Annotated in this window: 20 protein-coding genes; 11 read left to right on the plus strand and 9 right to left on the minus strand. The window is 42.2% G+C overall.

What is annotated here, in order from left to right; all coding sequences use genetic code 11:
- Positions 1–15 precede the first annotated feature (15 nt).
- The 6 genes from ispH to murJ form a co-directional block, all read right to left on the minus strand.
- The gene (gene ispH / locus HC733_RS09555) at positions 16–945 is read right to left on the minus strand and encodes a 4-hydroxy-3-methylbut-2-enyl diphosphate reductase (protein ID WP_190364816.1); all 930 of its coding nucleotides are present in this window, start codon (positions 943–945) and stop codon (positions 16–18) included.
- Entirely contained in the window at positions 945–1,385 is a 441-nt protein-coding gene (gene fkpB / locus HC733_RS09560; protein WP_190364817.1) for an FKBP-type peptidyl-prolyl cis-trans isomerase, read from the minus strand. The genes ispH and fkpB overlap by 1 nt, the downstream gene beginning before the upstream one ends.
- On the minus strand, positions 1,382–1,882 hold the full coding sequence (gene lspA, locus HC733_RS09565; protein WP_190364818.1) for a signal peptidase II: 501 nt from the start codon (positions 1,880–1,882) through the stop codon (positions 1,382–1,384). Before lspA ends, fkpB begins: the two co-directional genes overlap by 4 nt.
- Before the next feature lie 9 nt (positions 1,883–1,891).
- Complete coding sequence (gene ileS / locus HC733_RS09570) at positions 1,892–4,717, minus strand: isoleucine--tRNA ligase (protein ID WP_190364819.1); 2,826 nt, start codon at positions 4,715–4,717, stop codon at positions 1,892–1,894.
- Positions 4,718–4,738: 21 nt separating this feature from the next.
- Positions 4,739–5,665, minus strand: a complete 927-nt coding sequence (gene ribF, locus HC733_RS09575; RefSeq protein ID WP_190364820.1) for a bifunctional riboflavin kinase/FAD synthetase — start codon at positions 5,663–5,665, stop codon at positions 4,739–4,741.
- Between the two features lie 80 nt (positions 5,666–5,745).
- On the minus strand, positions 5,746–7,314 hold the full coding sequence (gene murJ, locus HC733_RS09580; RefSeq protein ID WP_342366004.1) for a murein biosynthesis integral membrane protein MurJ: 1,569 nt from the start codon (positions 7,312–7,314) through the stop codon (positions 5,746–5,748).
- Positions 7,315–7,694: 380 nt separating this feature from the next.
- On the opposite strand from murJ, the gene rpsT reads away from it, so the two are divergent.
- Positions 7,695–7,955 (plus strand): 30S ribosomal protein S20, encoded by a 261-nt coding sequence (rpsT, locus tag HC733_RS09585; RefSeq protein ID WP_190364821.1) that lies wholly within the window; start codon positions 7,695–7,697, stop codon positions 7,953–7,955.
- A gap of 63 nt (positions 7,956–8,018) precedes the next feature.
- Here rpsT and HC733_RS09590 read toward each other — a convergent pair whose 3' ends face one another.
- Positions 8,019–8,402, minus strand: coding sequence for a response regulator (locus HC733_RS09590; RefSeq protein WP_190364822.1), 384 nt, complete (start codon positions 8,400–8,402; stop codon positions 8,019–8,021).
- Between the two features lie 93 nt (positions 8,403–8,495).
- Here HC733_RS09590 and HC733_RS09595 point away from each other — a divergent pair, with 93 nt between their 5' ends.
- The 3 genes from HC733_RS09595 (at position 8,496) to smrA (ending at position 9,951) form a co-directional block, all read left to right on the plus strand.
- Positions 8,496–8,963, plus strand: a complete 468-nt coding sequence (locus HC733_RS09595; RefSeq protein ID WP_190364823.1) for a hypothetical protein — start codon at positions 8,496–8,498, stop codon at positions 8,961–8,963.
- A 100-nt stretch (positions 8,964–9,063) separates the two neighbouring features.
- Positions 9,064–9,303 carry a hypothetical protein gene (locus tag HC733_RS23125; RefSeq protein ID WP_152085332.1) on the plus strand — a complete coding sequence of 80 codons (240 nt, stop codon included), beginning with the start codon at positions 9,064–9,066 and terminating at the stop codon, positions 9,301–9,303.
- Between the two features lie 66 nt (positions 9,304–9,369).
- The gene (smrA, locus tag HC733_RS09600) at positions 9,370–9,951 is read left to right on the plus strand and encodes a DNA endonuclease SmrA (RefSeq protein WP_190364824.1); all 582 of its coding nucleotides are present in this window, start codon (positions 9,370–9,372) and stop codon (positions 9,949–9,951) included.
- A gap of 332 nt (positions 9,952–10,283) precedes the next feature.
- Here the strand turns inward: smrA and HC733_RS09605 are convergent, their stop codons facing one another.
- A complete protein-coding gene (locus HC733_RS09605; RefSeq protein WP_190364825.1) occupies positions 10,284–11,204 on the minus strand; it encodes a 2-hydroxyacid dehydrogenase in 921 nt (306 codons plus the stop codon).
- A 176-nt stretch (positions 11,205–11,380) separates the two neighbouring features.
- Here HC733_RS09605 and HC733_RS09610 point away from each other — a divergent pair, with 176 nt between their 5' ends.
- From HC733_RS09610 to HC733_RS09640, 7 genes are all read left to right on the plus strand, one after another.
- Positions 11,381–13,087, plus strand: coding sequence for a lysophospholipid acyltransferase family protein (locus HC733_RS09610; protein WP_190364826.1), 1,707 nt, complete (start codon positions 11,381–11,383; stop codon positions 13,085–13,087).
- A 100-nt stretch (positions 13,088–13,187) separates the two neighbouring features.
- Complete coding sequence (locus HC733_RS09615) at positions 13,188–13,670, plus strand: TlpA family protein disulfide reductase (RefSeq protein ID WP_190364827.1); 483 nt, start codon at positions 13,188–13,190, stop codon at positions 13,668–13,670.
- 110 nt (positions 13,671–13,780) lie between these two features.
- A complete protein-coding gene (locus HC733_RS09620) occupies positions 13,781–15,856 on the plus strand; it encodes a TonB-dependent receptor plug domain-containing protein (RefSeq protein WP_190364828.1) in 2,076 nt (691 codons plus the stop codon).
- Between the two features lie 94 nt (positions 15,857–15,950).
- Positions 15,951–16,229: a peptidylprolyl isomerase gene (locus HC733_RS09625; protein WP_190364829.1), complete on the plus strand. Its 279-nt coding sequence runs from the start codon at positions 15,951–15,953 to the stop codon at positions 16,227–16,229.
- Positions 16,230–16,330: 101 nt separating this feature from the next.
- On the plus strand, positions 16,331–16,594 hold the full coding sequence (locus HC733_RS09630; RefSeq protein ID WP_190364830.1) for a GrxA family glutaredoxin: 264 nt from the start codon (positions 16,331–16,333) through the stop codon (positions 16,592–16,594).
- A 186-nt stretch (positions 16,595–16,780) separates the two neighbouring features.
- The gene (locus HC733_RS09635) at positions 16,781–18,637 is read left to right on the plus strand and encodes a DEAD/DEAH box helicase (protein ID WP_190364831.1); all 1,857 of its coding nucleotides are present in this window, start codon (positions 16,781–16,783) and stop codon (positions 18,635–18,637) included.
- A gap of 126 nt (positions 18,638–18,763) precedes the next feature.
- Positions 18,764–19,966, plus strand: coding sequence for an iron-containing alcohol dehydrogenase (locus HC733_RS09640; protein WP_190364832.1), 1,203 nt, complete (start codon positions 18,764–18,766; stop codon positions 19,964–19,966).
- Here HC733_RS09640 and HC733_RS09645 read toward each other — a convergent pair.
- The gene (locus HC733_RS09645) at positions 19,956–22,004 is read right to left on the minus strand and encodes a methyl-accepting chemotaxis protein (RefSeq protein ID WP_342366005.1); all 2,049 of its coding nucleotides are present in this window, start codon (positions 22,002–22,004) and stop codon (positions 19,956–19,958) included. The genes HC733_RS09640 and HC733_RS09645 overlap by 11 nt on opposite strands.
- Positions 22,005–22,050: the final 46 nt, after the last annotated feature.

Consider the following 22,050-nt stretch of genomic DNA (forward strand, 5'->3'; position numbering starts at 1 on the left):
AATCCGCCAATAGACTTATCTAAGCTCTACAGGTACAGCGAAGACCACGTTTTCTACTTCGCCTGGGTTTTCAGTTACAGTTTTACCACCTAACTCTTTGAGTTTACTTATCACTTGTTGAACCAGAACCTCTGGAGCAGATGCGCCAGCTGTAACACCAACCGACTTAACATCACTAAACCATTGTGTTTCAACGCTTTGTGCATCATCGATTAGGTAAGCTTTCGTGCCCATTTTATCTGCAAGCTCTCTCAATCTATTTGAGTTCGAGCTATTTTTCGCGCCTACAACAAGCAATACATCCACTTTGTCAGCTAAGTCTCTTACTGCATCTTGTCTGTTTTGAGTGGCATAGCAAATGTCATCTTTTCGAGGTCCATGGATCTGCGGGAATTTCGCACGCAACGCGTCAATTACATCTGCTGTATCATCAACCGATAAGGTAGTTTGGCTACAGTAAAATAGATTTTCTGCGTTCTTCACCTGCAAGTTAGCAACATCTTCTGGGGTTTCAACCAGATAAATTCCACCATTGGGATTATCGTATTGCCCCATTGTGCCTTCTACTTCTGGATGACCATGGTGACCTATCAACACGCACTCAGTACCTTTGCGGCTTGCTCGCGTAACTTCCATATGTACTTTAGTTACTAGCGGGCATGTGGCATCAAATACTTTAAGTTCACGGCGCTTAGCCTCTTGACGTACTTGCTGAGATACACCATGAGCACTGAAAATAACTATGCTATCGTCAGGCACTTGATGCAGCTCTTCTACAAACACTGCACCGCGTTTGCGCAAACCATCAACCACATATTTGTTATGAACAACTTCATGACGAACATAAATAGGCTTTTCAAAAATATCTAAGGCTCGTTCAACAATGCTGATAGCACGGTCAACACCAGCACAAAAACCTCTTGGGTTTGCTAGCAAAATATCCATCAGTTCTTAACCTCTAGAATTTCAACTTCAAAGGTCACAGGCTGACCAGCTAAAGGATGATTAAAGTCAACGGTCACAGAGTCACCCGCGACATCACGGATAAGACCAGGAAGCTCAGTACCATCAGGCTGTGTAAAAGCAATAATATTCCCGACTTTAGCAGGCGCATCAGCACCAAATTTACTGCGCTCTAGGTAATAGATGTTGTCAGGGTTTGGATGACCAAATGCATCTTCGGGCTGCAAATCAAACGATTTGCTTTCACCTGCTTTTAGGCCTAACAAACACTTTTCAAAGTTTTCTGTCAGGCTGCCATCACCCATAAACAACTTAGCAGGCTTATTATGGACCTTTGTTGAATCTGCAGCAGAGCCATCTTCCAATTTAATTGAAAAGTGAAACACGACTTCAGATTGCGGACCAATCACTTGCTCACTCATGCTTTTTTCTCCTGCGCTTTATCGCCTTTAAAGGCATCAAAAATTAACAAACCTGCGCCACCAACAATCGCCATATCTGCCACGTTAAACGCCGGATAGTGCCAATTTTGGTAGTAGAAGTGCAAAAAGTCGATGACATAACCATGGATCAATCTGTCTATCAGGTTACCTAGTGCACCCGCCAACACCATTGCGTAAGCGCTACACAACACCCAGTTACGCGCCGAGAGCTTTTTCAACCAGTATAGTAAGAGTGAGCTGATCGCAATCGCTATGGTGCTTAGAAACCAGCGTTGCCAACCACCTGCTTCACTTAAAAAACTAAATGCCGCGCCGTAGTTATGCATGTATGTAAGGTTAAAAAATGGCAGGATCTCTATTGATTCATAGAGCTCCATATTTGCAATTACAACTGCTTTGGTTACATAGTCTACTGCAAATAGCAGTAGACTCAGCCATAACCAGACTAAACCACTTTTTTGAGTTGTGTTAGTCACGTATTGCTCCTATGCGAACTGACGTTCTTCGCCTTCACCATCAACATTGCTTACACAACGTCCACACAGTTCAGCATGCGCTTCATGTTGTCCTACATCATCACAGTAGTGCCAACAACGCTCACATTTAGCCGCTTGTGTTGCATTAATGGCAATGTATAAACCGTCAATTTCAGTTGAAATCGCGCCTTCTGGCTTCGCATTTACTACTTCAACAACGGCTTTAGATGTCAGCAATACAAAACGCAATTCATCACCGATTTTCTGTAGTGACTCAGCTAAATCGCCGCCTGTGTATAACGTCACTTCAGCTTGTAATGTTGCACCTATCAGCTCTTCTTTACGTGCACTTTCTAGTACTCGGTTCACTTCATCACGAACTTCTAGCAGGTTTTGCCAGTATTCGTTGTTCAATGCACCTTCAGTCACATCTGTAAGACCGCTGTACCATACGTCAGTAAATACAAACTCATCGCGCTCACCAGGTAGAACTTCCCAGATCTCTTGTGCCGTAAAGCTCATGATTGGCGCCATCCAACGAGTCATTGCTTCTGCGATATGATAAAGGGCAGATTGACACGAACGACGCGCGTGGCTATCGCTCTTCGCCGTGTACTGACGGTCTTTAATAACATCAAGGTAGAATGAACCCAACTCGCCTGTACAGAAGTTCATTAGCTTTTGTGTTACGACTAACATCTGGTAGTTATCGTACGCATTGATGATTTCGCTCTGCAGTGCTGCAGCACGAGCCACAATCCAACGGTCTAGCTCAACCATATCTTCCACAGCAACTAAGTCAGTCGCGGGGTTAAAACCACTTAGGTTAGCCAGTAAGTAACGGCTGGTGTTACGAATACGACGGTAGCGATCAGCTGCGCGTTTGAAGATTTCGTCTGAAACCGTCATTTCCGCAGTGTAATCTGTCGATGCAACCCACAAACGTAAGATGTCGGCACCTAGTTTGTTCATCACGTTTTGCGGAGAGATAACGTTACCCAAAGACTTTGACATCTTGCGGCCATTTTCATCTACCGTAAAACCATGCGTTAACACTTGACGATAAGGTGCGTGACCGTTAATTGCGACCGACGTCATCATTGATGACATAAACCAGCCACGGTGTTGATCTGAGCCTTCAAGGTAAAGATCAGCCGGACCAGTCAAGTCTTCACGGGCATCAACAACACATGCGTGTGTCACACCTGAGTCAAACCACACATCGAGTGTATCGAGCACTTTTACAAATTGCTCAGCGTCATCGCCAAGTAACGTTGCAGGCTCTAAGTCATACCATGCTTGAATGCCTTTTTCTTCAACCAACTTAGCTACTTGCTCAATAAGCGCTTTGGTATTTGGATGAAGCGCGCCGGTGTCTTTATCTACAAATAGCGCAATTGGCACACCCCACGTACGTTGACGAGAAATACACCAATCTGGGCGGCCTTCAACCATGTTAGCAATACGGTTTTCGCCCCATTCAGGGATCCACTGCGTTTTGCCAATTTCAGCTAATGAGTCTTTACGTAAATTAGCTTGATCCATGCTTACAAACCATTGTGGTGTTGCACGGAAAATAATTGGCGTTTTGTGGCGCCAGCAATGTGGGTAGCTGTGTTGAAGCGCATGGTGGTGCATCAAAACACCTTTCTCCGTTAGTAACTCAACAATGCTCGCATTTGCTTTAAATACATGTTGGCCTGCAAAAATAGGGGTATCAGGTAAAAAGACACCATTTGCACCTACTGGATTTGCCACTTCTAGGCCATACGCTAGACCTGCCGAGAAATCCTCAGGACCGTGACCAGGTGCAGTATGAACAATACCAGTACCAGAGTCTGTTGTTACATGGTCACCCAAAATTACAGGTACATCCATTTCTAAGAACGGGTGTGCCACTCGTAAGTTTTCAAGAGCTTCACCTTTTACATAACCAAGTACGTGGAAGTGCTTGAAGCCAAAACGGTCCATGGCATCTTTAACTAGCTCAGAACCTAGGATAATACGTTGCTCTTTACCTTCATCTTCTACTTGTACAAGTGCATATTCCAAACGCGCGTGAACTGCAACAGCACGGTTTGCTGGTAATGTCCAAGGCGTTGTAGTCCAAATAACAGTACTTACTAACCCTTTACCCTCATGGCCTGATGCTAAATCAAATGCTTTAATCACCGCATCTTGGTCAACAAAGTCAAAGCGCACATCAATTGCTGGAGATTGCTTATCTTGATATTCAACTTCCGCCTCAGCAAGTGCAGAACCACAGTCTGTACACCAATGCACAGGTTTAGCACCTTTATGTAAGTGGCCTTTTTCGATAATACGACCCAGCACACGAATAGCATTCGCTTCAAAATCGAAGTTCATGGTCAAGTAAGGCTTATCCCAATCACCCAATACACCTAAGCGTTTAAAATCTGCTTTTTGACCTTCCACTTGCTGTGCCGCGTAAGCACGACATTTTTCACGAAACTCAGCAGCAGATACTTTATGACCTGGCTTTCCTACTTTTTTCTCAACTTGCAGTTCAATAGGCAAACCATGACAGTCCCAACCAGGCACGTATGGCGCGTCAAAATCAGACAATGTTTTCGACTTGATAATAATGTCTTTTAGGATCTTGTTTACAGAGTGACCAAGGTGAATATCACCGTTCGCGTATGGAGGACCATCGTGCAAAATAAATGGCTTCTTACCCTTTTTCGCGTCACGAATTCGACCGTATAAATCTTTTTCATACCAAGCATTAAGCATTTTTGGTTCGCGTTGCGCCAAGTTTCCGCGCATTGGAAACTCAGTTTCCGGTAGATTTAAAGTATGTTTGTAGTCGCTCATTTATCCTAGTTTCCGTATCGGCTACTTAAAATTAAAACATTGTTTTGCAGCAGCAACATCTTGAGCGATTTGCGCTGTTAGTTGTTCCAATGTATCGAATTTTTGCTCATCGCGAAGCTTCTTTATCAGCTCCACTTGCATAAAATGTCCGTAGACATCTTCATCAAAATTAAATAAATGTACTTCAAGCAAAGCTTTTGTACCATTTAACGTAGGCTTATTCCCCACATTAGCAACGCCTTGGTATTGATTATCGTCAAGCGTCACTTTAACAGCAAATACCCCTCTAACGGGATTTACCTGACGTTTAAGCGCTATATTAGCGGTGCGAAAACCTAGCTCCCGTCCTTTTTTCCAACCATGAATTACACGACCAGAAATAGCATAAGTGTGGCCTAGCATTTCATGCGCTTTATCAAGTTCACCTTGTACCAGTGCTTGCCTAATTAACGTGCTACTCACTCGGTGGTCATCGCGGCGAAAGCTTGCCGTACTTTTTACGTGCATATTGTGCACATCGCCAACACGCTTAAGCATGTCGAAATCACCCTGACGGCCTTTACCAAAACGAAAGTCATCACCAACCGTTAACGCTTTTACGCCTAATCTGTCTATTAGTACGTGTTTGATAAAAGTCTCGGCATCTTGGCCTGCAAATTTTGCATTAAAACTCACACAAATCACACGCTCAATGCCCAACTTAGACAGCAACACCAATTTATCTCTTAAGCGAGTTAATCGAGCGGGTGCATTGTCTTTGGCGAAAAACTCTTGCGGTTGCGGCTCAAAAAGCATGACCGTACTGGGCAATCCATACTTTTGCGCATCTTGCTTAAGCCCTTTTAATACTTCAACATGGCCAAGGTGCACACCGTCAAAGTTACCAATAGTCAACACGCAACCAAAATGATGCGCTCGAATATTGTGAATACCTCTGATCAGCTGCATAGTATCAATGCCTTATTTCCGCAATGGTTGAAAGTGAGCGATTATACCCAAGTTCCCCAAAAATGCGAACATCAGATATGCTACTGCCTGAGTTCCTTAATGGTTGATAGCCTTACCCCGAGCACAAACATAACGCTAAAATACACTGCCATCGCTTGTACGAGTAAACCACTGAGTAAGATAATTTGCTCAACCCAAGGCCAAGTCTGCCAATTGTATAAAGATATTACGTAGTAAACACTCACAGACATAAGCAGTGCAGCCAACACACTTTTACCTGCAAACATAAAAGTGAAAGTAGAAATGCGATACACATTCTCTTTATTGAGCTGGCGATATAACAAATAGGCGTTACATGACGCAGATAACGAGGTTGCTAAAGCAAGCCCGATGTAACCAATAAAAGGTGCCAAAGCGATATTAAACACCATATTCAGCACCATGGTCATAATGCCGATACGCACCGGTGTTTTGGTATTTTGACGCGCGTAAAAACCTGGAGCCAATACTTTGATCAGCATAAAGCTAACTAAACCAACACTGTAAGCCGCAACACCATAGCTAACTGCTTGCACATGATCCACTTGCGAGTCAGAGAAAGCGCCGTGATCAAACAATACCGAAATGATTAATGGACTGATCGCAATAAGTCCCATCATAGCTGGAAAGCCTAAAAACAGCACAAATCGCACCCCCCAATCTAGCGTATTCTGGAAGTCTTCAAGCTTATCGCCAGCATGCAATTTAGAAAGAGCAGGTAAAATGACGGTCGCGATCCCTATACCAAATAAGCCAAGGGGAAATTCAATTAATCTATCAGAGTAATAAAGCCAAGAAATTGAGCCTGTTACCAACAAAGAGGCTATAACAGTGTCAAGCAATAGGTTGATCTGACTGACTGAAACACCAAACATCGCCGGTAACATAAGCTTACGAACTTTAGTCACCTGTGGAGAGCGCCATGCAAATTGCGGTCTTCGTAGCATTTTTAAGCGATACAAAAATGGTAATTGAAAAGCAAGTTGTACAACTCCCCCTACAAAAACCCCTACAGCTAAGGCATAAGCACTAACAGAAAATGCGTCATGCAGAAATATTGCACAGCCGATTATTGATACATTCAAAAGAACGGGCGTAAAGGCAGCGACGGCAAAACGATTGTATACGTTCAACACAGCCCCACTCAACGCAACGAGACTCACAAAGAATAAATAAGGAAAGGTGAGCTTAAGCAAACCGCTGGCTAACACAAACTTTTCTGCATCTGCGCCACCGTGCCACCAGTCAATAAACCAACCGGTTCCAAACAACGCAGCGATAACCGGGGAGCCAACAACTCCCAAAAGTGTGACTAACATCAAAATAGTACCTAGCGTACCTGCAGCCTGCGCCACAAAGTTCCTGACTTCATCATCACCATGTTTTTCTTTAATCTCAGACAGAACTGGCACAAACGCCTGTGCAAACGCCCCTTCGGCAAACAGTCGTCGTAAAAAATTAGGAATGCGATTGGCAAATAAAAATACATCGGCAGCAAGTCCGGCACCCAGCAAATTTGCTACAACGGCATCACGCACCAAGCCCATGACTCTCGAAATCATGGTCATCGCACTGACAATCATACCCGACTTAAATAACCCTTTGGCCACCCTCTTCCCCTACATAGCAAAAACATCATGAAAAACCTGTCAATTATGCCACAAGATTGTGCCACGATAACCACTCAATTGAGTTCAAACGATGCCCAGAATAAAATTTCTTCCCCTAACACTATGTGAACGTTGCAAGGTTTGTTACAATACGCGCCATTAATCGCAACAGCCGAGGAATTTCTTTGGCATTGATGTGATTCTAATGCCTGAGATTACTGGATTGAGCAAATGATTTGCTGTTGTTTTAGTGTGAACAGGCCACCGATGATAAAGAAACAAAGGCCGCAGTTGTCAAATTGTATTGACTTTTGCGATTAAAACGGGCATATTCCTCGGCCTTTAAATTAAGCTTATTTTAAGATTGTTAGGAGCAAACCTTGGCTAACATCAAGTCTGCAAAAAAACGCGCTATTACTAGCGAAAAAAGCCGCCAGCACAACGCAAGCCGTCGTTCAATGATGCGTACATACTTCAAAAAAGTAATCGCTGCAATTGAAGCTGGTGACAAAGAAGCTGCAACAAAAGCATTTGCTGTTGCAACACCAATTTTAGACCGTTACGCAACTAAAGGTCTTATTCACAAAAACAAAGCTGCTCGTCATAAGAGCCGTTTAGTTGCTAAAATTAAAGCACTATAATTTGTTTTTGATTGAAAAAACCGACGAAAGTCGGTTTTTTTATGCCTGAAATATGAGACTTACTTAACTTATTTCTAGCTCTGGATAAAACTTTTTCAACATAGCTGCAATTTTTTTTGGTGAAAATGGCTTTACAACAAACCCCTTCGCGCCAAGTTCAATCGCATCTTTAACATTTTCGACCGTTGAGTGAGCAGACACCATCACTACATTCAGGTCGGGGTTTATTTCATTTAACTGAGCGATTATCTCTTTGCCATCCCCATCTGGCAGTTCAATATCTAAAAACACAATATCAAAATGCTGCTCTTCACATGCACTGATACACTGACGAACCGTTGATGCTTCCTTCACACGATCAATACCTAGGTGCATTAAGGTTTGGTGTAAAAAGCTACGTACCGTACCGACATCATCGACGATTAGTATTGAGATTTGCTGATCCATAATCCTTTCCCATAGGCTGCGACATAAAAATACGCTATTATTTAGATGATAGAACTATTATAGAGTGCTGCAACTAAAAGGCTACATCTAAGCATGTCAAACAATTTAAATAAACAAAAAAAGCATAAAAAACAAGCATTACTTGGTCAAGTTCAGGGAAAGCACAAAGCTCGGATAAAAAGAACACCTCATCAAGGTAACTTAACGATTGAAAAATCCGCCCCTCAAAACGCCGAGGTAGTCGCTCAACCCGCGAATGAAAAAAAACCTATTGGAAAATGGGTGGCATTGGCCGTATTCACATTGGTCGCATTTATTTTTCCAAAACCAAAGTTAATCACCTACGAAAAACTTGGTTTAGTCTCGCAAAGCGTTTATTGGGATGGCTTGCCTGGCATAGACCCTGTTTTATTCGATTCAAACTTGCACCCTAGACCAGCTTTAGAGCGTAACACCTTGTATTTATGCGTTGATCAGAACAACCCAAACACCTGCCAAAAATATCAGATCCTTGAACAGGCTGGGTTTATTTCTGCGCTAAAAAAGCTAGCTTTGGATTAAAAAAACTAATCTGAAAATTATAAAAATACTCGCTTGAAGCATGGTTAAATGATCACCATAATGGCGCTCCTTTAATCAACAATGGAAGACCAAACAGACCATGCTCAACGAGTTCAACTGGCTCATTAATATTGTATTGCTTACTCTAGGCTTAGGCGCCTTTTTTATTAACCAAATCACGCTTCTGCGCGCAGCTGCAATTGCCGCATGTAGCTTGCTGTTTTTATCGTTCAGCTTGGATCTAGTCAATACGAGTGTGGTATCTAACCTCAGCCTTATTCTAATTAATACATTTTATTTGTTTAAGGTTTATACTTTCGGACAAATCGAACTGAGTTAGTAGTCATCCGTGTTCGACTAAGCTAAAATCCCAGCCATACTCTCAGTTGTATTTCTCAGGTGTAGTATGGCTATGACAGACGAAGAATTATTCCTAGCTTCGATGGGGGATGTCACCCCATTAGCAAAAACCAATCAAATTGAACTTGCACAGATCAAGCACTCACCAACCATATCTCAGCTAGAAAAACGTCGTGCTGCTCAACAAGAAATAGATTTTGATGCCAACTTTTTATCTACCGAATATGTCGATTTAGTAGACCCACACGACCTATTGGCATACAAAAAATCAGGCGTTCAAGAAGGCGTGTTTAAAAACCTGCGGTTAGGCAAATACCAAATTGATGCCACGCTGGATTTACACGGTAAGACGTTCCACCAAGCTCGCAGCGCAATATTTGAGTTTGTTTTAGATTGTCAGCAAAGAAATATCAGAGTGCTCTTGGTTAGGCACGGGATAGGACTGAAAAGTAAACCTTTTCCCGCAATTTTAAAAAGCTATATCAATAAGTGGCTACAAGAGATGCCTCAAGTTTTGGCTTTCCATAGCGCATTAAAGTGCCATGGCGGAAGCGCTACGACTTATGTGTTACTTAAAAAGAGTGATGAGAAAAAGTTAGAAAACAGAGAACTTCACGCTAAACGTTAACGGTCACTGTTGTGTTAGGCTCTTGAAACTCACTTGCTTGAGCCTTTGTAAACCAAGCTGAAACTCCCAATAATATGACCGAAAAAAGGACAATTGAAAACTTCACACCGCTTTGTTTACCTTTCATTTTATAGCCTCCTGTTTTTATTATTTTCTAATAATCTACTGAATATCCCATCAACAAACAAGGTGTTTTTATATACAGGAAAATGAATGTAAAGTGAACTTTTTGTGACTTGGCAGGTACAAGTTTAAGTTAAAATACGCAATGATAAATTTATTACCACTTTTACAAACTAACTCTAACCTATCAAGCAAAGGGTCAAGAATGATTAATACCCTTTTGTTCTATCAACAGTATTTGTTAGTTTATCACTATTCAATAAAGATAAATAATTTTTTGCAATTTGCTCACAAGCCGTTGTGACACTTGTTAGTGCAGCACAGTGTGGCGTAATAGTAATATTTGGGTGCAGCCAAAAAGGGTGATCACTATCGAGCGGCTCTTGAGTAAATACATCTAAACTTGCAGCCGCTAGCTCATTGTTATCCAACGCCCAGATTAAGTCTTCCTCAACAAGGTGCTGACCTCTTGCGACATTAATCAAAACACAGTGGTTTGGCAGTAATGAAAATACGCTTTTATCTAATATACCTTTTGTATGCTTTGTTAACGGCAATAAACATACAAGATAATCCAACTTATGCAAAAACAGCTCTAACTGCTCTTGGCTAGCATATGTCGCAACATTAGCAATATTTTTTTCTGATGCTGACCAGCCACTCACTTTAAAACCATTGTCAACTAATTGATTTGCAACCGCTTGGCCGAGTTCACCTAACCCCATTATGCCAACATGATTTCCTTGATGCGCTCGTTTAGGTTTCCATACTCCCTGCTGCTGTTGCACAAAGTATTGCTTTAATCTCAACTTATGAGCCAAAACATGAGTCAGCACGTACTGGGCCATATCTTTAGTTAGCTGACTGTCTACGATACGCGTCACAGTAACATGCTCTGGCAAAAAATGCATTGCAATACCATCCACACCAGCACCATATGACTGTACAACCTTTAAATTTGGTAGCTGAGTCCAAAGTTCATCAGGTGCATTCCAAGCGAGAACAAACTCAACTTGAGCCAAATCGGGGCAATGAGGCCATTCATATATATCTACGTCAGGCAACTGTGCGTTTAATGTATCTAATAGCTTTGTATTGTCTTTTCGAGTTACGCAAACAAGCAATGACATATGTTTATCCAGTTCGTAATGATTACGGCCAATGCTAACTAAATCAAAACCAAAAACCCAGCGCAGTAAAAAACAAAATGCAGTATTTCAATGTCATATAAATGACAGAATTTTGCAACATGGGTGTCACTAGATATTTTTAATCTAATGTTAATGATATCCAATAGGACAGTTTTATGATCAGTGTCGATAAAGTGATCGAAGCTAACTTGCCACAGTTAGAGCACTCCCCAAAAGTAAAAGGATTAGTTAAAAAAGGACTAGGCTACCTGTTACATGAGCAAGAGTTTGTTGCGTTTGCTGACACTTACCCACACCTACAAGGCATTGAGTTTGTTGAGCAAGTTTTAGATGAACTTGATTTTGATGCACGCTACAAGCCAAAACAGATTGAGCATATCCCCAGTGAAGGAAGCGTTGTAATCGTTGCAAACCACCCAATTGGCTCGTTGGATGCGCTAGCCTTAATTCGTGTTATTGCCAAAGTACGCCCAGATCTGAAAGTAGTCGCAAACCGTATGTTAATGTCGCTTACTCCCATGCACTCATTATTACTCCCCGTTGATAACTTATCAGGGACTAGTCGTAAACAAGAGTTAGCAAACATCCAAGCACATCTGAAAAATGAAGGAATACTCTTAATATTCCCAGCTGGTGAAGTTTCACGCCTTGGCCCTACAGGCATCAAAGACTGTAAATGGAATTCAGGCTTTTTACGTATGGCCAAAAAAGCCAATTGTCCTATTTTGCCTATATATATTAAGGCAAAAAACAGCCCGCTTTTTTACGGCACTTCTATGATCTACAAGCCGCTTGCGAGTTTATTATTGGTCAAAGAAATGTTTAAACAGCGCCAGAAATCTCTTGAGTTCGAGATAGGCGCATGTATTCCTCCTGAGTCGTATATCATCGAAAATTTGAAAGATAAAGAAGTAGTCGGTTTGATACGAAAACAGCTTTATCGACTCAATAGCAAAAAAACACTGCCTCTTAAAACTCAAACCCCAATAGCGGTTCCTGAGTGTAAAAAAGAGCTTAAAAAAGCTCTCGAAGAATGTGAACTACTAGGACAAACCCAAGATGGTATGCAGATTTACTTATACCATTATCAGGGCAGTTCCGTTATTTTCAGAGAGCTTGGCCGCTTGCGAGAAATCGCCTTTCGTGCAGTTGGCGAAGGCAGTGGCAAACGCCGAGATATTGATAAATACGACATGCATTATCACCACTTAGTACTTTGGGATCCAAGCCAGTTAGAACTTGTTGGCGCTTATCGTATGGCCAGTGCTAAACAGGTTATTGAAGAATATGGCCAGCAAGGTTTGTATACTGATAGTCTATTTGATTACAGCGAAAAAATGGCGCCATACTTCGAGCATGGCCTAGAGCTTGGCAGAAGCTTTGTGCAACCAAAGTATTGGGGAAGGAAAAGCTTAGATTACCTTTGGTATGGCATTGGTGCCTTTGTTAAACGCTATCCAGAACACAGATATTTATTTGGCGCGGTAAGCTTATCCAACAGTTTGCCTGACGAAGCGAAGGCGATGCTGGTTTATCACTATCAACACTACTTTTCTCGTTTGCCAGACCATGCTCAGCCTAAAAATGAGTATAAGCTTACCAGCCAACAAATTGAACAGTATAAAAACCTATTCCATGGCAATGACATTAAGGAAGACTTTGCAGAGCTGAAACATGTTTTAGCTAATTTAGGTGCTCAGGTGCCCACACTATTTAAGCAATATACCGAAGTTTGTGAAGAGGATGGCGCTAACTTCCTTTGCTTCAGCATTGATCCCGATTTTAATAATTGTATAGATGGCTTGGTACTGTGTGATTTAACTAAAATTAAACCGCAAAAAGCAAAACGCTACCTAGGCTAGAGCCATAGTGTGATGTGCGTAGGGTAGGTGCATCACACATTCCCCTGCAATCCAAATCATAGTAAGCTTTGGCTACGCTTTCTAACTGTTAATAAGCTTTATGGTCAAAACACTTTTACAAATTGTCATCGCCGTTATTGTGTTCTTGCTATTTAACGCTTACCAACAAAGAGACATGCTACCTACAAGTGAACATCAACCAGCCCCCTATTTTTCACTGCCGCAACTTAACTCTGCAGAGCGTATTAGTTTAGCCGCATTCAGAGGGCAAAAAGTCGTGGTTTACTTTTTTGCGCCTTGGTGCAACGTTTGCCGCTACAGCATGCCAAACCTGAATAAGCTCTATGAACAACAGCAAGTGAATGCAGTGGCCATTGCACTCGACTATGAGAATAAAGCCCAGATCAGTGCGTTTGTTGCCGACCTAAAGCTATCGTTACCTATCTTGCTTGGCAACGAAAATATTGCAGCAAACTATAGAATCAGAGCTTATCCAAGCTACTATGTTATTGACGAAAGCGGAAATATAATCCAGCGAGATATGGGTTACTCAACAGAACTCGGTTTACGTTTGAGAATGTAAGTATATGTAAGACTTATCACACACATTATTACCCAAATTTAAAACACTTCTACATGTCAACAAAGTACAATTCTTGCACTCAATAATGAACTTAGTGCAGGAAATAAACCATGCTCTCTCGTGCCCAAAATAAAGTATTTTTGTTATCCCCCATAATGATGTGTATTGCACTTGCAACACACGCCCAAGACAAACCGAACAATATGGAACACATTGAAGTGCACTACAAACGTAGCAGCATCACAAGCTCTATTACCGAGGATACTGAAAAGCTAGTTGAAATGCCGGGCGCTATGGGCGACCCTCTGCGTGCCGTTTATGCTCTGCCTGGCGTAGTGGCTGCAGGAGGTTCGATGAGCGAGCCTGCGGTAAGAGGTTCATCGCCCAGTGACAATATTTTCGAGGTCGACTTTATGCCTGCAGGTTATATTTTCCATGACTTCGGAAGTTCTATATTCAACCGCCATATTATCCAAGATTTTCAATTGTATTCCGCAGGCTATGGCGCGGCATATAGTAACGCAACCGGTGCGGTATTTGACGTGACTTTGCGCAACCCCAAATATCAACCTATCACCACAACGCTTGATTTTACCATGTTTAATGCTGGAGTTTTTGTTGAAGGCCAAGCTACCGAGAACACCGCTTTTTATTTTTCGGCACGCAAAAGCACCCTGCCATTATTTTTCTCTGAAGGTGAAGAGTTAGAAGATGATGATGGTGAAAAAAACGGCATCGTTGTCAACGATGCGCCTGATGATCATGACTATCAAGGTAAATGGTTATGGGATATAGATAACAACAATACCCTCACCTTTAACTTCACGGGCGCTGAAGATTCAGCAGCAGCTGGATTCAATGAGCGTGCTGAACTCGCAAAAAAAACACCAGAGCTCCAAGGGGATGCTCGGTTTATTCGTGAGTTCACCAGCCAAAGTTTACTGTGGGATCACTACAGTAAAAACTATCATCTAAGAGTTGGCGTGGGTGCACTAGACCATTCAGGACGACTTGAATACGGTAAAAAAGCGACTTTAAGTTCGGGTTATTTTGAACAAGAGGAAGAGAAGCAATACAGCTATAAGGCACAACTTAACTATCGTATCAACCAAGCACATAGGATCATTACTGATTTTGCTTATTTTGATAACGAGACCACCTTCAAATACGATACTTTTCAGTACTTATGTACCGAACTTGACCCTGATTGCGACTTAAAAAAAGGTGAACGTATCACAGGCAAACAACAAATTGCTATCGACTCCGGTTTTATCGGTGTAACGCATGTTTGGCAAGTCACTGACAAATTGCAATCAGAAGTGGGTGTACAATTGCAACACAATGACTACACCGATGAAGACTTTATGTCACCGCGTGTAGCGCTTAATTATTACCTTAGCGACGACAGTACGATTACTGCTAAATATGGTCAATACAATCGCATGCAGGACGTAGACTACATAATCCCTAAAGTGGGTAATCCCAAGTTAAAATCACAAACTTCCGATCACTTTACACTCGGATTTGAACAGCAACTTGAAAACGAGTGGTCATGGTCGATTGAAGGTTACTATAAAACTATGGATGACTTACCTTTGGCAATAGATCCAAGTGCGCCAGATGCACACTTGCTGTATAGCAACCAAGTTGAGGGTAAAGCTTACGGGGTCGATTTATTGCTTAGCAAAAACAAAACCGACAACTGGTATGGATGGGTTGCTCTGAGTTACGCTAAAAGCGAACGGACGGACAACAGAGCCAACGTAACCCGTGACTATTATGCCGACACGCCTTTGGTCTTTAATGCCGTATTCCATTATGAAATAAACGAGCTGTGGGAAGGCGGTTTTAATTTTACCGCACGCAGTGGACAAACCTACACACCGATTGTTGGAGTAAAAGAAAACCCTGACTATGTAGACCACTATTTACCAGTTTATGGCGAACCGTTTTCCAAACGTCATGACTTGTACCACAGATTGGATATTCGTTTTGAGCGAAAAACCCAATTGTTTGGACTTGATGGCAAATTGATCCTTGAATTAATGAATGCTTATGGTCAGAAAAACATTAGCTACATTGATTTGGACTACAAGAAAGTTAAGTCGGTTGATGATTTATACATCAAAGAAGAAGAAGACGATTTTGAAATGCGCCCTTCAATCGGCTTTAGCGTCACTTTCTAAACTTCTAATTTTGGCCTTTTCCCCTCTTTCAGGGCTTGTTTTTTAATAGCAAGCCCTTCATGATCCCGCCTGAGTAACTATTTTAGGAGTAACCATGCCAAAAGCGTGCGCATACCATATCTTGGTCAAAACCGAAAAAGAATGCTTAGACATCAAAGCAAAACTTGCTAAAGGCGGTGACTTCAACAAGCTCGCTAAACAATACTCAATCTGCCCTTCAAAAAAACGTGGCGGTGATTTAGGTGAGTTTAATAAAGGTGATATGGTCAAAGCATTTGATGATGTGGTGTTTAAAAAACCCTTGTTTGAAGTGCATGGTCCTGTAAAAACAAAATTTGGCTATCACCTTATTAAAACCGTTTACAGAACGTAATCGGAAATACCGATTGCTTTGATTGTTTTTTGTCTCTTTTACTTCGAGAGAAATCCTCTACACTGGGTTTAACTAACCAGCTTATGTGAAGAGGATTTTTTATGTTTACAGTTATTTTTGGTCGCGAAGGATGTCCTTATTGTGTGCGTGCCAAAGAAGTTGCCGAGCGCTTATCAAGCCAAAGAGATGACTTTAACTACCGTTACGTTGATATTATCAAAGAAGGGGTCAGTAAAGCCGACTTAGAAAAGTCTGCAGGAAAACCTTGTCCAACCGTACCGCAAGTGTTCATTGATCAAAACCACATTGGCGGTTTTACCGAATTTGAAGCTTATGCAAAAGAGAACTTGGAGCTTTACAACTAAAAGTGATTGCTGTTCAAAATATGCGAATTAACACCGACTTAGTAAACACGATGTTAATTACCCACTTTGGGTTTGATTAAAAAACACACAACTTCAACCACATATAAATTAGTTCTAATTAGTACAAGCATTTGATTCGCTTTTCCTATACAATGCGCGCCTCTTTAAATTCGTTGAGGCGCATTAATGTCAGAACCAGTCACGTTTAAATCTTTAGATCTTTCTCCTGCAATTTTAAAAGCAGTCGAAGAGCAAGGATACAAGACACCATCTGAGATCCAAGCTCAATGTATACCGTTATTGCTAGAAAGAAAGGACGTACTGGGACTAGCGCAGACGGGTACAGGTAAAACAGCAGCATTTGCTTTACCACTATTGAACAATATTGACCCGGCTACTAAGCAGCCACAAATTTTGGTGTTAACACCAACTCGTGAACTTGCCATTCAGGTGGCAGAAGCATTTGAACAATATGCTAAATATACTAAAGGCGTTGAAGTACTAGCGCTTTATGGTGGACAGAGCTATGGCATTCAGTTGAGCGCATTGCGCCGTGGTGCACAAATCATTGTTGCTACTCCGGGCCGCTTAATTGACCATATCAACCGTAAAACAATAGATTTATCTGATTTACGTGCACTTGTGCTCGATGAAGCAGATGAAATGCTACGCATGGGATTCATCGATGATGTTGAAAGCATCATGGAAAAAACGCCGAAGAATAAACAAACTTGTTTGTTCTCTGCAACCATGCCTAAGCAAATTCAATCTATTTGTGCAAAATACTTAGATAATGCTCAACAGGTTCACATCTCTGCACGTAACTCTACGGTTTCTACTGTAGAACAAGTGTTTTGGAGAGCAAGTGTTCACAAAAACAAGGCAATTGTACGCTTCTTAGAAGCTGAAGAGTACGATGGTGCTATTGTGTTCGTTCGTACACGTAACGACACAGTGCAACTTGCTGAGCTGCTTGAGCATGAAGGTTTTTCAGCGGCACCGCTTAATGGTGATATGAACCAGCAAGCACGTGAGCGCACAGTTGAGCGTTTGAAAAATGGTCTATTAGACATCGTTATCGCAACTGATGTTGCTGCACGTGGTCTAGACGTTGACCGTTTAAGCTTAGTTATCAACTATGATATTCCGCAAGATAGTGAAGCATACGTTCACCGTATCGGTCGTACAGGCCGTGCAGGTCGCAGCGGTAAAGCGATATTGTTCGTAAAACACAACGAACGTTACTTGCTGCGCAATATTATGCGTCACACTAATTCGGAAATTGCTGAAGTTGAACTTCCTTCTGCTAAAGCGGTTGAAGCAAAGCGTATCGCAAGCTTGCAAACTAAGCTTTCAACAGCTCTTGAGCACAAAGACATCACCTTCTTTAATGATGTAGCAAAAGATTTAGCTGCGAAGCTTGAGTTAAGTGCTGAAGACTTAGCTGGTGCATTACTTTGTTTAGCTCAGCAACAGTCGCCACTTAAGGTCGAAGAGATCAAGTTCCAACGCGAACGTCGTGAACGTGATGATCGTCGTGAAGGTGCTCGTGAAGGCCGTGGCCGTGATGCTGCGCCTCGTGGTGAACGTAAAGGTCGCGAACGTTCAGAGCGTTCAGGCGAGCGTTCAGGCGAGCGTTCAGACAGAGGTCCACGTAATAGCTCACAAGGTCCAATGGATACCTATCGCATCGAAGTGGGCCGTGATCACGGTGTTCAAGTTAAGAACATTGTTGGCGCTATTGCGAACGAAGCTGATATTTCAAGCAAGTTTATTGGTGATATCCGTCTGTTCAATGAACACAGTACGGTTCAATTACCTCAAAATATGCCTGCGGATGTGGTATCGCACTTCCAAAACGTCATTATCTGTAAGCGTCCTATGAAGCTAACTAAGAGCTCACATCCTGCTGATCAAGCAGGTGGTTCAGAGCCTCGTGGTGATAAGAAGCGTAGCTTCAAAGAACCACGCAACGACGGTAAACGTCCACCTCGCCGTGACGGTGAGCGTAAGGAACGACGCCCAGTTAGCTTTACAGCCTAACCGCTAGTCTCAACAAAGCCGCTTTATAGCGGCTTTGTTATATCTGCCAAAAACTCCCCACCTGCATTAGATGAATAAATCACTTTATGCTACATTTTTGTTCTTGAATAAAAATTGAGTATAAACATGGCGCTACTGTATCGTTGTTATCACTTCATTTTGAAATGTATTGTTATTTTTATTGGTGTGCCAAATCCCCAGTTACATCGTGGTAATAATGCCCTTGCTGATGCCATCAATGCACTAGATCTGAGTGAAGGTAGTAAAGTGCTCATCGTTACAGATCGAACTCTTATTCAGCTGCCCATAATCAATAAGCAAATTGAGCTCATTAATAAATTAGGCCTTATCCCAGTAGTATTTGCTGACGTTAACCCTAATCCGAGCATTACTAACGTAGAGCAAGGCTTTGCTTGTTATCAGCAAAATAACTGTCGCGGGATCATCGCCATCGGTGGTGGGTCGGTGATAGATTGCGCCAAACTCATCGGTGCAAAAGTGGTCAGGCCAAACAAAGCTGTGTCTGATTTTAAAGGTCTTTTCAAGGTACTCAGGCGTCTTCCTCCCAATATTGCGATTCCAACTACAGCAGGAACAGGTGCAGAAACCACAGTAGCTGCGGTTGTAAATGACCCCCAAGCGCAACTAAAGTATGCAGCAACCGACTTTTCTTTGGTGCCACAACACGCGGTGTTGTTACCTGAGTTAACTGCCAGCTTACCTGAGCATCTCACCGCAACCACCGCCATAGATGCTCTGACGCACGCGATTGAGGCGCTGTTGAGCGTCAATACACTAGCGTTTAGTAGGCAACGAGCACTACAAGCCTGTGATATTATTTTTACTTATCTCCCCAAAGCATATGCAAAAGGCAACGACTTGCATGCCAGAGAGCAACTGTTGCTGGCGTCATTTTACGCCGGACAAGCATTTACCCGCACCTCGGTTGGCTATGTACACGCTATTTCACATCAATTAAGTGCTAATTATGGTACTGCACACGGGTTGTCGAACGCTGTTTTATTACTGCCTGTATTGCGCTGGTATGGGCAAAGAATTGACGACACGCTTGCTATGATAGCGCGAGAATGCAGGCTCACTTCTTTGGACTATCCAATAGCTCGCCAAGCACAAGATTTGTTAACACACATTGAGCAGCTACTGAAGATGATGAATATCCAAACCCACTTCACAGAGCTGCGTAATGAAGATATTGATACACTCGCCAAAGAGGCTTTAAAAGAGGCCCACCCAGATTATCCTGTGCCCTACTTTATGAACCTCAGTGAGTGTCGTAACATTTTACATTCGGTCAGCGTTACAGCTTAAAGCGACGCACTAACTCAGTTAATGAGTTTGCAAAGCGACTTAAGGACTCACTCGCTTGTGCCATATGCTGCATCTCATTGGCATTCTCTTTGGCAGTTTGCTGAGCATTCGCCATAACACTTTCTATTTTTTGACAATAAGAAACTTGGTCATTCGCTACGTCACTAGCACGCGCGCTCAACCCATGCACTTGTATCAACACTTGCTCTATTTGGGCAATTGCTTCGGATAAGGATTCACTTCTTTGTGCACATGTTTGACTTGTGCTTTGACCGTCTACAATCGCGCTATTGGCAAGTTTTGTATCCTGCTGCAGCGACTCAATCATGGTATTAATTTCATTGGTAGAAGACTGAGTACGAGCGGCCAATGTTCTCACTTCATCTGCGACGACCGCAAAGCCTCGCCCCTGCTCTCCTGCACGAGCCGCTTCTATGGCCGCATTGAGTGCCAGTAAATTAGTCTGCTCAGCTATCGAGACAATGGTATCTAAAATTGATCCAATATTATCGCTGTGAAGGGTGAGCTTATCCATCACTTGTACAGCATTAGCCATCTTAGTATTAAGAGATAGCATGTGCTGTTTATTGTCGTTGGCAATTTGGTTAACACTTAAGCTCTGTTGCTGCGCTTGTTGAATACTGTTTAATGTTGTCGCAGACTCCGTACTTACTTGTTGCGCGCTGTTGGCAATTTCTGATGCTAAGCTCGCTGCACTATCAATGCGCTTTAATTGTTGTTGTGAATTCTGTGCCAAAGTTTGGCTACGCAGCTGCGTTGACTCAGACATTTGCTCAAGCTCATGTACCTTAGTGTTTATATCCTCAAGGAGTACTCTTAGACTATCCTTTACGCGATTAATGTTGTCTATTAGCATGCCAAATTCGTCATCGCTGCGCTTTTTCATTGCCCGAGAAAAGTCACCCTGCGCTAAATAACCAAGCATCTTGTTAACCGCAGCCAAAGGCCCCAACATCGCTCGACTGGTTGATATCGCAATAAAAACAGCCAAAGCAACAAATACCATAGCCATTATCAAAGCAGTTTGTTGTGCCTGTTGTATTTTTTGCTCAGCCACATTCTCATAGAAACTAAATTGCTCATCTGAAACCATTTGCAATTTTTGTAGTGTATTTTGCACCTTTTCAGTAGAGAGCTCTGCTTGTTTATATGCCATTTCAGCCTGTGCAAGAGCCGCTAATTTTTTCTCAACACTTTGATATAAAGAGCCTGGCTCATCTAACAATTGAATCATGTTAGTTAACTGCTCACTAAACTCTTCCAGTAGTGCGCTAACATCTAAACCTTGCGACTGGCGCTTTAAAAACTCAAAATTATCTTGAACATTGCCAAGCAAAAAGCGTACGTCCTCTTGTTGGGATTGCCAATTAGCCGCTTCTAGCTGATTTATCACTTTCACATTGTCACTTAAGGTATACATCATGTCGTCGATACGTATACCCGTTCCCGCAACCTCGGCACGCTGTCGAGTATTATCTGTTTCAACCAGTTCAAGATTTAGCATGGCGTCGCTGGCGGCAGCACGATACTGCTCGAATTTTTGCATGTTACTTTTAATTGAAAGGCGTGCTTCAAAAATCGTTTGCTTTGCTAATAACAACGAATTTGCTTGTTGATCTATTTCTTTACTCACCGACACTATGCTACTGAGCAAAGCAGAAAATTGAGGGTTGTTTGCGGTTACCTCATGTAGCTCGGATAGTTTCTGCTGATAGCGCTGTTGCCCTTGTGCAAATCGGGTGGTGATAGTTTTGAGGTTTGCTTGATCATTTTCGCTAAATGCTTTTGAAACCAATTTACTTAAAGCGCTTTGCTGTAGCTGAAGCGCATTAGCGGTTTTTAAAATTGGTAACGCAACGCTTTTAACCTCCATATTAGCGTGATGTATCTGCTTAAGCGCGGTATATGCTAGCGCACTTGAGATTAATAGTAGAGTTCCGAGACTGGAAAACCCCAATATTATCTTTTGCTTAATGGAAAGTTGTTTGAGCATTTTGGCAAATCGTGCAGAACGCACACTCCTAGTACAAATCAAAAGGTTAATATTTCATACATGGTTAGAA

The organism is Pseudoalteromonas sp. S16_S37 (assembly GCF_014694405.1).
Classification (GTDB): Bacteria; Pseudomonadota; Gammaproteobacteria; order Enterobacterales; family Alteromonadaceae; genus Pseudoalteromonas.

Bases quoted from the DNA above. Each gene is read 5' to 3' on its own strand.
- ribF (WP_190364820.1), bottom strand. From the start codon at position 5,665: ATGCAGCTGATCAGAGGTATTCACAATATTCGAGCGCATCATTTTGGT.
- HC733_RS09595 (WP_190364823.1), top strand. From the start codon at position 8,496: ATGTCAAACAATTTAAATAAACAAAAAAAGCATAAAAAACAAGCATTA.
- HC733_RS09590 (WP_190364822.1), bottom strand. From the start codon at position 8,402: ATGGATCAGCAAATCTCAATACTAATCGTCGATGATGTCGGTACGGTA.
- HC733_RS23125 (WP_152085332.1), top strand. From the start codon at position 9,064: ATGCTCAACGAGTTCAACTGGCTCATTAATATTGTATTGCTTACTCTA.
- HC733_RS09605 (WP_190364825.1), bottom strand. From the start codon at position 11,204: ATGTCATTGCTTGTTTGCGTAACTCGAAAAGACAATACAAAGCTATTA.
- HC733_RS09625 (WP_190364829.1), top strand. From the start codon at position 15,951: ATGCCAAAAGCGTGCGCATACCATATCTTGGTCAAAACCGAAAAAGAA.
- fkpB (WP_190364817.1), bottom strand. From the start codon at position 1,385: ATGAGTGAGCAAGTGATTGGTCCGCAATCTGAAGTCGTGTTTCACTTT.
- HC733_RS09620 (WP_190364828.1), top strand. From the start codon at position 13,781: ATGCTCTCTCGTGCCCAAAATAAAGTATTTTTGTTATCCCCCATAATG.
- HC733_RS09610 (WP_190364826.1), top strand. From the start codon at position 11,381: ATGATCAGTGTCGATAAAGTGATCGAAGCTAACTTGCCACAGTTAGAG.
- HC733_RS09630 (WP_190364830.1), top strand. From the start codon at position 16,331: ATGTTTACAGTTATTTTTGGTCGCGAAGGATGTCCTTATTGTGTGCGT.
- HC733_RS09640 (WP_190364832.1), top strand. From the start codon at position 18,764: ATGGCGCTACTGTATCGTTGTTATCACTTCATTTTGAAATGTATTGTT.
- HC733_RS09635 (WP_190364831.1), top strand. From the start codon at position 16,781: ATGTCAGAACCAGTCACGTTTAAATCTTTAGATCTTTCTCCTGCAATT.
- ispH (WP_190364816.1), bottom strand. From the start codon at position 945: ATGGATATTTTGCTAGCAAACCCAAGAGGTTTTTGTGCTGGTGTTGAC.
- HC733_RS09615 (WP_190364827.1), top strand. From the start codon at position 13,188: ATGGTCAAAACACTTTTACAAATTGTCATCGCCGTTATTGTGTTCTTG.
- smrA (WP_190364824.1), top strand. From the start codon at position 9,370: ATGGCTATGACAGACGAAGAATTATTCCTAGCTTCGATGGGGGATGTC.
- ileS (WP_190364819.1), bottom strand. From the start codon at position 4,717: ATGAGCGACTACAAACATACTTTAAATCTACCGGAAACTGAGTTTCCA.